This window comes from Paenibacillus sp. JMULE4 (assembly GCF_013337105.1).
In the GTDB taxonomy this organism is placed as follows: Bacteria; Bacillota; Bacilli; order Paenibacillales; family NBRC-103111; genus Paenibacillus_G; species Paenibacillus_G naphthalenovorans.
Genome location: NZ_SGWF01000011.1, coordinates 225,879 through 240,366, shown reverse-complemented (window position 1 = coordinate 240,366; position 14,488 = coordinate 225,879). Strand labels below are relative to the sequence as shown.

The 14,488-nt window shown below is 52.7% G+C and carries 14 protein-coding genes and 1 pseudogene; 1 reads left to right on the top strand and 14 read right to left on the bottom strand.

Annotated elements, in window-relative coordinates; translation table 11 throughout:
* Positions 1-31 precede the first annotated feature (31 nt).
* The 8 genes from queA to EXW96_RS06370 all read right to left on the bottom strand — a co-directional run bounded on the left by queA (position 32) and on the right by EXW96_RS06370 (position 7,973).
* Positions 32-1,081 carry a tRNA preQ1(34) S-adenosylmethionine ribosyltransferase-isomerase QueA gene (gene queA, locus EXW96_RS06405; protein ID WP_054819013.1) on the bottom strand — a complete coding sequence of 350 codons (1,050 nt, stop codon included), beginning with the start codon at positions 1,079-1,081 and terminating at the stop codon, positions 32-34.
* Positions 1,082-1,091: 10 nt separating this feature from the next.
* The gene (locus tag EXW96_RS06400; protein WP_254611268.1) at positions 1,092-3,248 is read right to left on the bottom strand and encodes a SpoIID/LytB domain-containing protein; all 2,157 of its coding nucleotides are present in this window, start codon (positions 3,246-3,248) and stop codon (positions 1,092-1,094) included.
* Positions 3,249-3,296: 48 nt separating this feature from the next.
* Positions 3,297-4,301 (bottom strand): Holliday junction branch migration DNA helicase RuvB, encoded by a 1,005-nt coding sequence (gene ruvB / locus EXW96_RS06395; protein WP_062409231.1) that lies wholly within the window; start codon positions 4,299-4,301, stop codon positions 3,297-3,299.
* Between the two features lie 61 nt (positions 4,302-4,362).
* On the bottom strand, positions 4,363-5,001 hold the full coding sequence (gene ruvA, locus EXW96_RS06390) for a Holliday junction branch migration protein RuvA (RefSeq protein WP_062409232.1): 639 nt from the start codon (positions 4,999-5,001) through the stop codon (positions 4,363-4,365).
* Complete coding sequence (gene ruvC, locus EXW96_RS06385) at positions 4,998-5,501, bottom strand: crossover junction endodeoxyribonuclease RuvC (protein WP_054820295.1); 504 nt, start codon at positions 5,499-5,501, stop codon at positions 4,998-5,000. Before ruvC ends, ruvA begins: the two co-directional genes overlap by 4 nt.
* A 183-nt stretch (positions 5,502-5,684) precedes the next feature.
* Positions 5,685-6,353 (bottom strand): HNH endonuclease, encoded by a 669-nt coding sequence (locus tag EXW96_RS06380; RefSeq protein ID WP_062409234.1) that lies wholly within the window; start codon positions 6,351-6,353, stop codon positions 5,685-5,687.
* Positions 6,354-6,494: 141 nt separating this feature from the next.
* Entirely contained in the window at positions 6,495-7,151 is a 657-nt protein-coding gene (locus EXW96_RS06375) for a hypothetical protein (RefSeq protein WP_174350162.1), read from the bottom strand.
* A gap of 117 nt (positions 7,152-7,268) precedes the next feature.
* Positions 7,269-7,973: a BofC C-terminal domain-containing protein gene (locus EXW96_RS06370; protein WP_054820292.1), complete on the bottom strand. Its 705-nt coding sequence runs from the start codon at positions 7,971-7,973 to the stop codon at positions 7,269-7,271.
* Between the two features lie 133 nt (positions 7,974-8,106).
* Here EXW96_RS06370 and lepB point away from each other — a divergent pair, with 133 nt between their 5' ends.
* On the top strand, positions 8,107-8,655 hold the full coding sequence (gene lepB, locus EXW96_RS06365) for a signal peptidase I (protein ID WP_062409237.1): 549 nt from the start codon (positions 8,107-8,109) through the stop codon (positions 8,653-8,655).
* Between the two features lie 180 nt (positions 8,656-8,835).
* Here lepB and EXW96_RS06360 read toward each other — a convergent pair whose 3' ends face one another.
* The 6 genes and pseudogenes from EXW96_RS06360 to ilvE all read right to left on the bottom strand — a co-directional run bounded on the left by EXW96_RS06360 (position 8,836) and on the right by ilvE (position 14,486).
* Complete coding sequence (locus EXW96_RS06360; protein WP_062409239.1) at positions 8,836-9,480, bottom strand: DUF6518 family protein; 645 nt, start codon at positions 9,478-9,480, stop codon at positions 8,836-8,838.
* A 177-nt stretch (positions 9,481-9,657) separates the two neighbouring features.
* A pseudogene (locus EXW96_RS06355) lies at positions 9,658-10,546 on the bottom strand (IS1595 family transposase).
* A 157-nt stretch (positions 10,547-10,703) separates the two neighbouring features.
* The gene (locus EXW96_RS06350; RefSeq protein ID WP_174350161.1) at positions 10,704-11,537 is read right to left on the bottom strand and encodes a hypothetical protein; all 834 of its coding nucleotides are present in this window, start codon (positions 11,535-11,537) and stop codon (positions 10,704-10,706) included.
* 106 nt (positions 11,538-11,643) lie between these two features.
* Positions 11,644-11,931 (bottom strand): hypothetical protein, encoded by a 288-nt coding sequence (locus EXW96_RS06345; protein WP_174350160.1) that lies wholly within the window; start codon positions 11,929-11,931, stop codon positions 11,644-11,646.
* Positions 11,932-11,966: 35 nt separating this feature from the next.
* Positions 11,967-13,403 carry a LysM peptidoglycan-binding domain-containing protein gene (locus EXW96_RS06340; RefSeq protein WP_174350159.1) on the bottom strand — a complete coding sequence of 479 codons (1,437 nt, stop codon included), beginning with the start codon at positions 13,401-13,403 and terminating at the stop codon, positions 11,967-11,969.
* 204 nt (positions 13,404-13,607) lie between these two features.
* Positions 13,608-14,486 carry a branched-chain-amino-acid transaminase gene (gene ilvE / locus EXW96_RS06335; RefSeq protein WP_062409242.1) on the bottom strand — a complete coding sequence of 293 codons (879 nt, stop codon included), beginning with the start codon at positions 14,484-14,486 and terminating at the stop codon, positions 13,608-13,610.
* Between the last annotated feature and the right edge of the window lie 2 nt (positions 14,487-14,488).

The window sequence follows — 14,488 nt, the reverse complement described above, 5'->3', positions numbered from 1 at the left end:
AAAATCACTTCTTTCCGGGCATTGCCTCGATCTAATAAATGAACATGGCGTCGCCGAAGCTGAAAAAGCGGTATTCCCGCTCCACGGCTTCTTTGTAAGCGGCCAGTACACGTTCTCTTCCTGCAAGGGCGCTGATCAGCATCAACAATGTCGATTTGGGCAAATGAAAGTTGGTAAGCAGCGCATCGACAATACGAAATGGGTAGCCGGGGTATATAAAAATACCTGTCCACCCCTTTCCGGACACCAAAGTACCGTCTTCTCGCGCGGCCGATTCCAGCGTTCTGGCCGAGGTCGTGCCTACAGCGACAACCCGTCCTCCCTTTTGCCTGGCCGCATTGACTACTTCGGCCGTCTTTTCGGAAACCTCATAATACTCTTTATGCATTTCATGCTCTTCCACGTTTTCGACGGAGACCGGCCGAAAGGTGCCCAGCCCGACATGCAGCGTAACATAGGCTAATTGTATACCTTTTTGTTCCAGCCTATGCAAATATTCCTCTGTAAAATGAAGCCCTGCCGTCGGCGCTGCGGCTGACCCCCGGTGTTTGGCGTACACCGTCTGGTAGCGCTCCTTCTCGGGAAGCTGTTCTTTAATGTAAGGCGGCAGCGGCATATGACCGAGCCTGTCCAAAATTTCATTAAAAATGCCTTTGTAGCTAAATTGAAGCACCCGGCTGCCCATATCCCCTTCGGATTCAACCGTGGCCGTCAGCAGCGGCGCAGAGTCTTGTTCGCCGGTTTCGCCGCCAAAATGAAGGCGTGCGCCCACTTTCAGCCGTTTGGCGGGACGGACCAGCGCTTCCCAGCGGTCCCCTTCCAACGGCTTCAGCAGCAGTACCTCCGCCTTTGCGCCCGTATCCGCCTTCACGCCAAAAAGCCGGGCTGGAATGACCCTTGTGTCGTTTAACACCAGCACATCCCCGGCTTGCAAATATTGCTCCAATTGTTCAAACCTGTGGTGGCCGATCCGTCCGGTGCGCTTATCGAGCGTCAGAAGCCGCGATGCCGTGCGATCGGCAAGCGGCGTCTGCGCAATCAGCGACTCGGGGAGATCGTAATCGAACAAATCTACCTGCATCGTTATCGTTTCATCCCTTGGAAATCGAGACCCCTATATAGTAAGTCTGGAGTATTTTGTGGTAATCGTAGCCGAGCTCCGCATACCCTTTGGCCCCCCATTGGGACATGCCCAAACCATGGCCAAAGCCGGTTCCCCGAAAAACAAACTGCGGGCTCCGGGTTGCAACCCGAACCGTTCCGTCCGCGTTCAGCAAGAACAGCTCCTCATCGCGGTGCTCCTGCACCGTCTGACCCCCTCCTGAAGTATAAACCGGCTGTGCGGAGGAGGATTGGGTACGAACGGTTCCGTCCGCTCCCAATATAGTATACCGTCCTGTTTCTTCAATTTCAAACTTCGTGCTGGGCAATCCTCCCAGAAGCGTCCGAAGCGCATCGGGATATGCGGCAGCCAGCGGCTGCCCGTTCGCCGCAACCTCAAGCGCCCTTCCGGAAACGCCGCGCTTCGTTACTTCCAGCCGTTGCAGCTCCCCGCCCGCGGTCATCGCGGAACCTAACCGCTTTTTCATCTCCGATGCCTCATAAGGCCCGCGAATCCAGGCATAGGCGTTGGATTCCGTTTCCTCGCCGATCACAACGAAACGGTCACGGACATCGACCTTAAACACCGCCGCATTGTCTGCATTATCCACATAAGGAGCCGGGCGGACATTCACCCCGTCCTGCACGGATTCGTAATAAGGCAGGCCTGCCGGGTTTTTCAGTCCCGTATCCCGTGCATAATCGGAATGAATATACCCGGACATGCCATTGGGAAGCACGATACGGTACCACTTCTTTTTGCCCTCTTCGGCTCCCTTATCCTGAGAAGAAACGCTTTTCAGGTAAGCTACTTCATTGCCCCATACCTCGGTGGAGTCTGCCGTTTGCCCGCCTGCATTGGAATAGTAAAGCGGATCGATCAGAGCATTGTTATAAGTCAGCACCTCTCCGGCCGTTGAATCGACCGCCTGGAGCGCAGCCGGAAATTCCACAGCCATGCCTTTGTAGGATTGATCCAGTGTCGTATCCGAAACATGGGCGATCTGATACTTCACGCCTTGCTTCAGCGCATAGGTGCGAGCGGCGACCGCCTGAGCCTTCAGCGCTTCTATAGGCCAAGCCGGGTTGAGCTCGGAGCCGAGAACCGCATACAAATACTGCTGGAAAGACAGCTCATTGATCACGGCCAGCCTATGGTTGTGAAGAGACAGTTCGAGGCCGCCGCGGTACATCCGCCCAAAGCGCTCTTTGACATAGACTGCACCCTGAGGATCGTTGGAAGCCGCCCACAGCTTTGCGTTTCCGCCAAAGACCATTGCGGTCAGCGGCTGCGCTGCACTATCGGCATCGGCGGCAAGCTCCGTGCGCAGAAGCACATAGCCCTGAGCGGCATCCATCGGCGTCAATACTACCGCAGGCAGCGCCGCAGCGATTTGGGCCCTTAGTGCTTCAAGCCCCGCGCTGTCTGCGGCGCCGCCGACCAGCACGGCATAGCTTCCTGCGCTCAGCTGCGCTACGTTGGCGTCGAACCCGGCCTGCGCGATAGCTGCCGCCTGCGCCTGTGCTTCCGCGGCTGCGGCATACGTGCCCGCATTCCAGCGCAGCGGGCCCGCGAGTACCGCGCCCGGCCTCGCTGCCGCGGCTGCGGCCGCCTCTTCCTTGGTCGCGAAAGGACCAAGATATACGCGATAGGCCTGCTTGCCCCGCGCTGTGTTCTGCACGATGCCGGCATCGGCTCCGCCAGCTGCGGCCTGTTGCGCTTGTGTCCGGGCTTCAGCGGCGCTGGCCGTTTCCGGTAGCAGCGCATAATAGCCGTCCGCGGACACACGGACCTGTTCCTTCGCCGCCGCCTGATAGGCAGGCGTGACGCCCGCGGCTCCCCGCAGGCTCAGCGTCAGTCCGGCATCGGCGGACAGCGTCACGGCTGACGCACGGCTGACGTATTTGCCCGTATCAATAAACAGCGCGACACGGATCGTATCCAGCTTCGGTACGGCCGCTTGTGCTGCCGGAATGGCCGGCGCCGCAGCCAGAGCGGCTTCCGGCGCACCGATGCTTCCGGACAGCAGCAGCGCCGCCGCAGCCGTCATTTTCAATACGATGCCGCAAAGCGGTCGTACGGCCTGATTGGAAGCTCCCGAAGACGCTTCCTCCGACAAGAACGGCCGTTTGATACCTTTCATCATGAATATTCCCCTTTCCAACCGTACGGTTACTCGTCCCTCTCCGTCAGGTCAGGAACGGCTGGGCATAGGCAGCCCCAGATGCTTGCATGCGCTGGCCGTTACCATGCGGCCGCGCGGGGTGCGTTGAAGAAAGCCGATTTGCAGCAAATACGGCTCGTATACATCTTCGATCGTTTGGCTTTCTTCACCGATCGAAGCGGCTATCGTATCCAGTCCGACCGGGCCGCCCTGAAAGCCGAGAATAATGGCGCGGAGCATTTTATGGTCGATTTCGTCCAAACCGAGCGCGTCGACTTGAATGCTGGCAAGGGCCGCCCGGGTGATCTCCAGCGTGATGATGCCGTCCCCCTTGACTTGTGCGAAATCGCGGACGCGCTTCAGCAGCCGGTTGGCGATCCGTGGCGTACCGCGGGAACGCATCCCGATCTCACGGGAGGCTTCGCCGATGATCTCAACCTGCAAAATGTCAGCGGTCCGGCTGACGATGTAAGAAAGTTCATCCACCGTATAGTACTCCAAGCGGCTTACGACGCCGAAGCGGTCCCTCAGAGGCGCCGACAGCAGCCCCACGCGGGTCGTGGCGCCCACAAGCGTAAACGGCGGCAGATCCAGCCTCACCGAACGGGCGCTGGGCCCTTTGCCGATGATAATATCGAGCGCGTAATCCTCCATTGCAGGATAGAGCACCTCTTCCACCGTCCGGTGAAGCCGGTGAATCTCATCGATGAACAGCACGTCGCCTTCCTGTAAATTCGTCAGAATGGCGGCCAAATCGCCAGGACGCTCAATCGCAGGTCCCGATGTCGTGCGCAGATTGACGCCCAGCTCATTGGCGATAATGTTTGACAGCGTCGTCTTGCCCAGGCCGGGAGGGCCGTACAGCAGCACATGGTCAAGCGCCTCTTTGCGCATTTTGGCCGCCTCTATGTATACCTTCAAATTTTCCTTCGCCTGCGATTGGCCGATATATTCCGCCAAGTACCTTGGCCGTAGACTGAACTCCATCCCCTGGTCTTCCATCATCAGGTTTGCCGAAATGATGCGGTCTTCCATCTTGCAGCTCCTTTCTCCGGGTTCAAGCCTGCCTGGCGGGCAAGCCCTTATCCGGGTGTTCTCATTTCATCAGGGATTGCTGATACAGCGCCTGCAGGGCTAGCTTCGTTACGGCATCCGCCGTTTCATCACCCTTGAGCTTCGGCTTGACGATTTGGCCGGCCCGGTCCGCTTCCGCTTCGGTGTATCCGAGCGCCAGCAGCGCCGCTTTGGCCTCGGCCCAAGCCCCGCCGCCTGCCAGGGCAGCCGCCGCAACCTCTATGCCGTGAACGGCAGAGCTTTCATCGGCAGAGGATAATGCCCCAAGCTTGTCCTTGAGATCAAGCACCATCCGCTGCGCCGTTTTCTTCCCGATTCCCGGAAGCTTCGTGAGAAACGCAAGGTTTTCCTGCCGTATGGCCGAAGCAATCACTTCCGGACGTCCGCCGGCAAGCACGCCGATGGCCACCTTCGGACCGATGCCGTTGACATCCAGCAGGAGGCGAAAGAGCGACTGCTCCTCCCGGGACGTAAACCCGAAAAGCAGGTGCGCGTCCTCCCGCACATGATAATGGATGTACATCGTGACTTCGCCGCCGTCCTTTCCAGAGGCTACGGCATAAGGATTGGCGCAAAAAACACGGTACCCCACGCCTTGCACGTCCAGCACGACGTAATCTGCTTCCCGGTGGGCTACCGTTCCTCTCAAAAAGTCAATCATCGTTTATAGGCTCCGTTCAATTTTTGTTGTAAAGCTGAGGAATGAGCGTGGCAGATCGCGACGGCCAGGGCATCGGCCACGTCATCGGGCTTGGGCACTGCGGTTAGATGCAGAAACATCCGCACCATCTCCTGCACCTGCTTCTTTTCCGCCTTTCCATAACCGACAATCGCCTGCTTCACTTGAAGCGGAGTATATTCTCCAATCGGCAGGCCCTTCTGCTCCGCAGCCAGCATCAGCACGCCGCGCGCCTGACCAACGGTTAAAGCCGTCGTAACATTGCGGTTGAAAAACAACTTCTCTATCGCCACCGCATCAGGCTTGTATTTATCTATCAGTTGAACTGCCGCTTCATAGATTTGCTTCAGGCGCTGGGCGTCAGCCGTATGGGCTTCCGTTTGGATCGAGCCGTATTGGACCGGCACCAGCCTATGTCCTTGTTTATCTATAAATCCGAAACCGACAATGGCGATCCCGGGATCAATGCCTAAAATCCGCACCTTTGCGCAACTCCCCTGCTCTGCTCTTTTCGCCGCTTTTCCAATAAGCGAACATATGTATTCCATTGCCATTATATCAGATAATGAGAGGGATGAATACGCCGTGCGGCAAAACGTTCAGTAAGCCGAAAAAGTTCTGGAGGCTTGAATGAAACCGGCGGATTAGCAACAAATAAACGAAGATTATTCTCTTCTTCCTTCCGAAACGCGCCCTCCGATAAAGCGGTCCGCGTCTTGGTCGGCTTTGCTCTGATTACAGTCGTAGCAGGAACAAACGCAGTTGACAGGCGTGGTATGGCCGCCCTTGGATTTCGGCACGATGTGATCGATCGTATCGCCGATTTCACCGCAGTAGTAGCAGGTGTATCTATCCCGCTGCAGGATCATTTTGCGGAAATCGTCGTTGCTGTACAGTCTCCGGATCATGTAGGGATTCAAAACAACTGCAGCCCGCTGCTCCACGAGCAGCACCGCCAAGCTCCAATCGATGTCCTGAATCCACCGCTTGCCGTTATTGCTTTTTCCTCTCATCCGGATGATGCCCTGCCGGTCCCGCCGAAGCAGCTTTGCCGCGCCTTCTTTGCTTGAAGGAGGCGGAGCAGGAGGGGCTAACCGTCTCGCCGGCGTCTCCATCGTTTCCGCAGCACCGGCATGCGTCGGCTCCTTCACGCCAAGCGCTTCGATATCCGAAAGCTTCGGCTTTGCTTTCTTTCTCGCACACTTGCGGCAAATATTTTTTCTTGCCCCGTTCCGAGATCTTCTGGAGCCTTTGGTGGGAAACTGAAGATAATATTTCGTTTGTCCGCACCGGCTGCAAGGCTTGTGCAGCAGGCAATGCGCGCCCGGTTGCATAGCCGCCCTCCTCTCCTTTGGATCGCCTTCTTCCCTAATCCTGACATTTTTCAATTATATCAGATTTGCTTCCGGAGCAACCACAGCTTTCATAAAGATCTCCGCACAGCAAAAAAAGGGCGGCCACAGCCATCCCTCCGGTTATATAGTCCACTGGTCGTGAATGATCCCGACCAATTGCCAAATGTTATTGTTTTTTTCAAAAACGAGCCGCAGACTCCTCCAGTCAAGGCCCTCAAACTGCGCCTCGAAGCCCTCAAAATGGAACTCGACAAACGAGTACCGGTCCGGGGGATACACTTCCGTGAGATTGGAACGCGTCGTGCCTTGCCCGATCTGCCGATTGACAGCGGTTTGGTGCGCTTTTGCAAAATCCGCGTCATAAATAAATTTGGCATAGTAATCAGCAAAAGTCAGTCGGATCGGTTCGCCCGATCCGTCGTAAACGCCCCACTCATAAACGGTTTTGACGGTAAATAGCTCCTTGAGCTGCTCCGGCTTGAACACAAGATCATTCCGGGTGTCGACAAACCCGTAAGGCGAAAACCGGATTCCCTTGTCCGGGAGCGCCAAACCGGACAAGAGCTTCAGATTCTTTTCCTTCAGCGCTTGAATGGCTTTGCGGGCTTGTTCCGCCACATCCGATGCTTGCCCCTCTTTATTTGGAGCATCGGCATCAGTCGGCTGCGCTGCCGGGTTTTCCGGGGAAGGCGGGACATGGCCGGGCGCTTTCGGAGTGCAGGCCGAAAGAACAAGCAGACCGGCCGCAAGCAGACCAAGTAATACGGCTCGTTTCATCACGCCATCCCCTTCCGATCCAAGTGTCGGATGAAGCGTCTCATCCTTACCTAAATAAACGCAACTTCCCGTGGAAAGGTTGCAGCACGGCATTGATTTGCAGTCCTGCCCGACCGGCTAACGATTGGATGATTTTTGCAGCACATTCTCCGTCTCTTCCATCGCGTAATCGCTCAAAGTCGAGAGCACGCTGTTGTAATCATCCAGATCTCTTACCCGGATTCCGCGATACAGCTGCTTCACCGTTTCCCGCGGAAGACTGCTTTCCAAGTGCTCAATGTTTAGCTGGAAAAACGTCCGGATTATACTTTCCCCGCCGGATCCAGGCACGCCCTCGAACAGAGAAAGATTCCCTTTTGTATCCAGTCCGAAGTAGGCGTTTTCTTTACACTGTGGAGACAAGTCGTCCACCGTTTCCGTAAAATAGACTTTGTTTCCTTCATCCAGGCTGACCTTATAGGACGGATGTGTCCGGTGATAGGCCAATATATCCGTCGAACTCATCATACCGAGCCGTTGAAACTCCTCGCCGCATACATAAGCTTTTTTCATGTAGGCCTCCCTTTGGCCGTCCATTCCCGCCACCATCTTAAGGACCTCATCCTCCGGCTGCCTAAATTCCTTCATGTTCCGGCCGAATACTGCTTGTTCCTGCTCTTTCCAAGCCGCAGGTCCCGCCAACCGGTCACTGAACAGCCAGAAGCCGGCGGCAAGTGTGCCTGCCACAAACAGAAAACCCGCCAAATTCATCCAACGGCGCCTGACACGCAGCTTTTTTTTCAATTGTTTTTTAAACTGGTTCCAGAAGCTGAGCAAATTCATTCGATCCCCTTCTGTCTTTAAATGCTGGATTGTTTTTACTATTTTTCCCGTAAGGATCGACTCTTATACTATTTGGATGTATACTTAGGACGAAACCAGCAACTAACACACTGAAAGGAAGGATCCGTTCCCGATGCAACCGGTCATGAAAGAAATTTGGGCCTGGGTTCGCTCTCTTGCCGCCGCATTCGTGCTGACGATTTTGATCGGTTTGTTTGTATTCCAACCGACGAAAGTACTGGGCCATTCCATGGATCCCACTCTGCATAACGAACAGCGTATTTATGTATCCAAGCTGTCGCATACGTTTGGTTACCAGCCCGATTACGGCGACATTGTTATCATAGACAGCAGGGTCGACCGCGTGCGTTCCTTCAAGGACGATGTGCTCGAGCATCCGCTGCTTCGTTGGATTCGCGGGGATAACGATCCGAACATGTATGTGAAGCGTGTCATCGGTAAGCCCGGAGACGTGCTCGAGCTCAAAAACAGCAAGCTGTACCGAAACGGCGAGTTGCTGGAAGAGCCGTATTTGAAAGAAGCCATGCAGCCTGAGCCCAATCGGAAGTGGACTGTGCCGGAAGGAAATATTTTCGTGATGGGAGACAATCGCAATCACAGTAAGGACAGCCGCGAGATCGGCTTCATTCCGTTCAGTCATATTTTGGGCATAAAAATCTGAATCTGGCCCCCCAGCGGATGACGGCTGTGTTATATTGAATGTACAAAAGAAGCCCTCCTTTGAATGGTTGCTCGTCACTTCCATTTTACCAAGGTTTGGCTTCTTTTTGTTTTGGCTCTGTTATATTTCAATGTTGATAATTATATCAAAATAAAGGAAACCCCAAGGCATTAGCGTTTCCTACAACATTCCCCAGAATAAATTTGTTTGAGCAGTTACAAAGTAAAGAAGCAATCCTATGGTAGTCACTTTGCTTATCTGTTTTGGAGACTGATATAAAACAAAAATCGTGGCTATCCAGAGCAACAATTCCAAAGTGTTTAAAATATCAAAATACCAAAACCCAAATGCAAAAGTCTGTCTTGAAATAAACATAATTATTATAGATGAAATAGAAATAGCAATTATACCTTTCCCTTTTGCATACCAACATACAAAAGCCAAAAATGGCGAGATAATAGTCATGATAATCCAAATCATCATATATGATTTAGGAAAAAAACCAGCTATCAAAATAGTATAAAGATAATAGCTACCTACCATGCCTACAAAAAACAAAAAAACATTTATAGCAGACCTAATAGGTGATTTGCAATACACAGATATTAGCACCGCAAGGAAAATCCAAACCCCCATACGAGAAAAGAAGTTCCTTAAATCCAACGTTTCAAGAAAATATGGTAATAAATTACTGGCTGTTTCATCAAGTAACTTTGAAATTATGCCTAAAATAATCCCTGCGATAAATATTAAAGTCGAATATAAAAATTTTCTTGATAGCGATATATTTATTGGTCTTCGAATTTCATTCAAGAAGTCTTTCATTTATACCCTCCCAAATATAAATAATCATTATTCAAATTTATCTGCTAATGGATATTAATCCTCTGATTTTTGTTTTATTTTCTGGAACATTAATACGTCTAATTATATTTTACAGCAGGAGAACATTCCTATTGTGACTTCTTGTTGAGCAAATCCGCTTCGTTAATTGAATAAGGATTACACATTGAATTTTGATACCTCAAACTGTCATAAGTGTCAGTCATTTCATATACAAATGATGTTAATAGAAATTCTTTAATATGCTGATTAGTGCTTTCGTTACTACGACTATCTACAAACAAGAACCACGCAAGGTAGTTGTCAAGATACTTTGTAGCCACACCTTTAAAGCGGTCTATCCATTGTTTCATACGAGAATGGAGACCATTTACATTCTGGATGTGATACAAGCCTTTAATAACGTGCTTACCGTCATTTGATTTAATTCGGTAATGCTCTAAACCTTTTTCTTTTGCATAGGTTTTGTAAGCTCTCCAAGCATCAGTAACGAGTACATTATGCTTGGATTTACCGCCACGTTTGCGAGGTTTACGGTCAGTAATGCCACGTTGCCCCTTTTGAGAGTACAGGAAATAGGTCTCGTCAATTTCAACGATACCTTCAAAATGGTCAAAATCCATTTGTTTCAAGGCGTTTAACAGTTTGTGTCTCCAATAAAAAGTGTAACCCAAGTAACTCCTACGACTTCAGCCGATTTTCGCAGGGAATATCCTTTGAACATACAATCAACAAATGTAATCCATTCGTTGCCTTTTCGGGTACGGTACAAGACGGTATTGGTTGTGTCAGTGAAGGTTTTGCCACAACATTTACAGCGATACCGTTGTCGACCATTATATTTTCCGAACCGAACAACGTGTTCTGATGAACAATGAGGACATTCAAATCCTTCCTTGAAGCGAGTTTCTCTTATTTCATTGATTAAACGACCACCAGCAGAGGAAGAAGGCTCGACATAGCGTTTAACCCATTGATAGACTTGCTCTTTTTGGGTGTGTGGTAATTTGTCGATATATTTTAACAAGTTTCTAAACGCTTTGCTCACCTATAACCCCCCCGAATACTTGTTCCTATGTTAATTATATAAAGATTTGGGCAGGTATCAAATATCAACATGTACCTTTAACAGAGCCTTTGTTTTACAAAAATGAAAAAGGGGTACCCCCGTCACCTCGGTGACTTATGGGACACCCCCTTGCATTTTAATTATTTATCCAAGGAGACGCCTTTCTCACTGTTTCCGTTTTCCGTGTTCTTCGGTTATGGCGTTTGATCAGACTGCTGATCGAAACGCGCGGCGATTTCCGTTTCGTAGAGGCTTTGGACTGCCTGGGAACCGGCTGAGGTCCCGTTTGAGAAACCTCCGCCTTCTCCTCCCGGGATTTTTCCTTATCCCCTTTGGATTGGTCATGGTAACCGTAAGCCTCCTGCCCGCCCCAGTCCTGCCCGCCCCAGGGATAGGGTACATTAAGGGGAGATCCCGGACCGGCCGTGTCCGCGTACGGCGAAATTCCCGGATAAGCGTTGACTGCCGCTAACGGCTCGAATGAAGAATAACCACCGGTTCCGTAAGGCGCTATCGGCACGCCATAAGGATGAATCGGATACGATAAGAACGGATCTCCCGCCGTAGGAATACCGGGATAGCCTGCCGCCAAAGGCAACGCGTAGGGAAGTTGAGGCTGACCCTTGCCGCATCCGCAACCTCCTCCCAAATGCGGTCCTTCCACGTAAGGAAATGAAGGAAGAGGCGCATGGGGAGTATAATACGGGATCTCCGCGCTTGAAGGCAGATTCGGCAGCGCAGGAAGCGATTCGGCCGTCGGCATTGTATGCACGGGCGGCAACGGCAGGTGCTCCGGCTGCTTCCATTCTTCTTCTTTTCCTTTGCTTTTGGACGATTCCGTATCGTGAGCCATGACTTCCGTCGCCGGCACATGATATTGCTGAAACAAATCGGAAGAAGGCGGCAGGTTCCCCGCTCCCGAATGAATCCCCGTCTGCCAATCCGATTGCGGCACCGTGTAATGAGGCAAGACAGCCTCATGTAACCCGAACGGCTCATTGCTCTCCACTGCCGTCAGTGCATGCGCCGTATTCGGCCACTGCGGAACCCCAAAGAGGGCGAGATATTGGAAAGCTCTATGGCTGGCGCTTGCTGGACGCCCAAGTAGGGATTTGCGGAATGGCGTCAAATGGAGAAACATTCGGCTGCTCGTTTGAAGACTCCTGCTGTATGCCTACGTTCGGCCACTGCGGGGCCGACTGGATATACGGCACATTCGGCTGCTCCTTGGAAGACTCCTGCTGTATACCTACGTTCGGCCACTGCGGGGCCGACTGAATGTACGGCACATTCGGCTGCTCCTTGGAAGGCTCCTGCTGTATGCCTACGTTCGGCCACTGCGGGGCCGACTGGATGTACGGCACATTCGGCTGCTCCTTGGAAGACTCCTGCTGTATACCTACGTTCGGCCACTGCGGGGCCGACTGATGTACGGCACATTCGGCTGCTCCTTGGAAGGCTCCTGCTGTATGCCTACGTTCGGCCACTGCGGGGCCGACTGGATGTACGGCACATTCGGCTGCTCCTTGGAAGGCTCCTGCTGTATGCCTACGTTCGGCCACTGCGGGGCCGACTGGATGTACGGCACATTCGGCTGCTCCTTGGAAGGCTCCTGCTGTATGCCTACGTTCGGCCACTGCGGGGCCGACTGGATGTACGGCACATTCGGCTGTTCATACGAGGGCACCTGCTGTATCCCCACATTCGGCCACTGCGGAATCGCCTGGAGGTACGGCACATTCGGCTGCTCATACGAGGGCACCTGCTGTATCCCCACATTCGGCCACTGCGGAATCGCCTGGAGGTACGGCACATTCGGCTGCTCATACGAGGGCACCTGCTGTATACCTACGTTCGGCCACTGCGGAATCGCCTGGAGGTACGGCACATTCGGCTGCTCATACGAGGGCACCTGCTGTATACCTATGTTCGGCCACTGCGGGATCGACTGGATGTGCGGCACATTCGGCTGTTCCTTCGAAGGCTCCTGCTGTATTCCCACGTTAGGCCACTGCGGGACCGACTGGATGTGCTGTATATTCGGCTGCTCTTTCGAAGGCTCTTGCAATATCCCTACGTTCGGCCACTGCGGAACCGACTGGATGTGCGGCACACTCGGCTGTTCTTTCGTAGGCTCCTGCTGTATTCCCACGTTCGGTATCTGCGGGATCGCCTGGATGTGCGGTACATTCGGCTGCTCTTTCGAAGGCTCCTTCTGTTTCTCCACATAAGGCCACTGCGGGGCCGACTGAATGTGCGGCACATTCGGCTGCTCCTTTGAAGGCTGCTGCTGTATCTCTACGTTAGGCTGTTCGGGAGTCTTTTCCGCCTGGAGCACATTCGGCTGCTCCTTGGAAGGCTCCTGCTGAATCTCTATGCTCGGCTTTTCTGCCTCCTGCTCCGCTGCCGGCGGTTCTTCCACCGGAAGCGGAGCTTCGGGAATAATCTGAGACGTGTCCGCTTTCGGTTTGACGCCCGTACTCAGCTTCTGTGACGGGGCCGCACTCAGCTTCGGAATATAAATGGCTTCGCCTGTCATCAAAACATTAGGGTTTTTGAGCTGCGGGTTGGCGGCGATCATATCTGCCAGCGGAATACCCCACGCTTTACCCAACTTCCAGAGCGAATCCCCCTGCACGGCGATGTGTTTATACAAATAATCCGTCGGCGGCGTAATCGATTTCGGCGAAGCAGGGATTTTCACCTTCGTGCCGATGTCAAGCACGTTCGGGTCAGGGATGTGCGGATTGGCCGCAATCAGCTTGTCGAGCTCGACATGGTACTTTTGAGCGATCTCATAGAGAGAGTCGCCTTTTTTTACGATATGAATCTTCACTGCATAAACCTCCTTCAAATTTTGCGGAAGTATGATCGTTCGGGTAACGTCCGCTGTGTCTCGCCGCACGCAAACGATGCGAAACAAAATGATATTACAGTTTATGCAGCAAAGTGGGCATTTGACCATCGAATTCCAGAAAAAATCGCGGCTTTTTCCGGGATAACAAAAAGAACCCGTCTTAGACGGGTCCTCGCTTATCCATTATTCGTAAACCTTCAGGCCGTCAATCTCGACCAGCTTGCGGAATTCCTTCAGCAGGTGGGTGGTGATTGGACCGGCTTTGCCTTCGCCGATGATGCGGGCATCGACTTCGCGAACCGCGATGACCTCCGCCGCTGTACCGGTAAAGAACACCTCGTCCGCCACATAGACGTCATGCAGGGTGAACGGCTCTTCTTTGACCGTATACCCCAATTTGCCGCAAATTTCGATAATGGCGCCACGCGTAATGCCTTCCAGCGCACCGCAATAGCAAGGCGGAGTATATACAACGCCGCGCTTCACGATGAAGATATTGTCCGATGAACCTTCGGCCACATAACCTTGGGAATTGAGCATGATCGCTTCGCCTACGCCAGCCAGGTTCGCCTGGATTTTGACCAAAATGTTGTTCAGATAGTTCAGCGATTTGATCTTCGGGTTGAGCGCATCCGGAACGTTGCGCCGTGTCGAGACGGATACCGTTTTCAGACCGTTCACATAAGCTTCTTCCGGATAAATCGACAGCTGTTCCACAATGATGATTACATTCGCTTTGGGCGAGCGTCTCGGGTCAAGTCCCAGGTCCCCGGGACCCCGGGAAACCACCAGACGAATATATCCGTCCCGCAGCCCGTTGCGGCGAATCGTTTCCGCGAGAACGGCCTGCATCTCGTCCTGCTTCAAAGGAATGTCGAGCATGATCGATTTGGCCGAGTCATACAACCGGTCCAGATGCTCCTTGCATTTAAAAATGTTCCCGTTGTAAATCCGAATCCCTTCAAAAATGCCGTCGCCATACAAAAAACCATGATCGTAAACCGATACTTTCGCGTCTTCTTTGTTGACGTATTCCCCATTTAGGTAGATGACTTGCGCCACGT

Coding starts and splice junctions, on each gene's coding strand:
- EXW96_RS06360 (WP_062409239.1), bottom strand. CDS start 9,480: ATGAAAGACTTCTTGAATGAAATTCGAAGACCAATAAATATATCGCTA.
- ruvA (WP_062409232.1), bottom strand. CDS start 5,001: ATGATTGACTTTTTGAGAGGAACGGTAGCCCACCGGGAAGCAGATTAC.
- EXW96_RS06380 (WP_062409234.1), bottom strand. CDS start 6,353: ATGCAACCGGGCGCGCATTGCCTGCTGCACAAGCCTTGCAGCCGGTGC.
- queA (WP_054819013.1), bottom strand. CDS start 1,081: ATGCAGGTAGATTTGTTCGATTACGATCTCCCCGAGTCGCTGATTGCG.
- lepB (WP_062409237.1), top strand. CDS start 8,107: ATGCAACCGGTCATGAAAGAAATTTGGGCCTGGGTTCGCTCTCTTGCC.
- EXW96_RS06400 (WP_254611268.1), bottom strand. CDS start 3,248: ATGATGAAAGGTATCAAACGGCCGTTCTTGTCGGAGGAAGCGTCTTCG.
- EXW96_RS06370 (WP_054820292.1), bottom strand. CDS start 7,973: ATGAATTTGCTCAGCTTCTGGAACCAGTTTAAAAAACAATTGAAAAAA.
- ruvB (WP_062409231.1), bottom strand. CDS start 4,301: ATGGAAGACCGCATCATTTCGGCAAACCTGATGATGGAAGACCAGGGG.
- EXW96_RS06375 (WP_174350162.1), bottom strand. CDS start 7,151: ATGAAACGAGCCGTATTACTTGGTCTGCTTGCGGCCGGTCTGCTTGTT.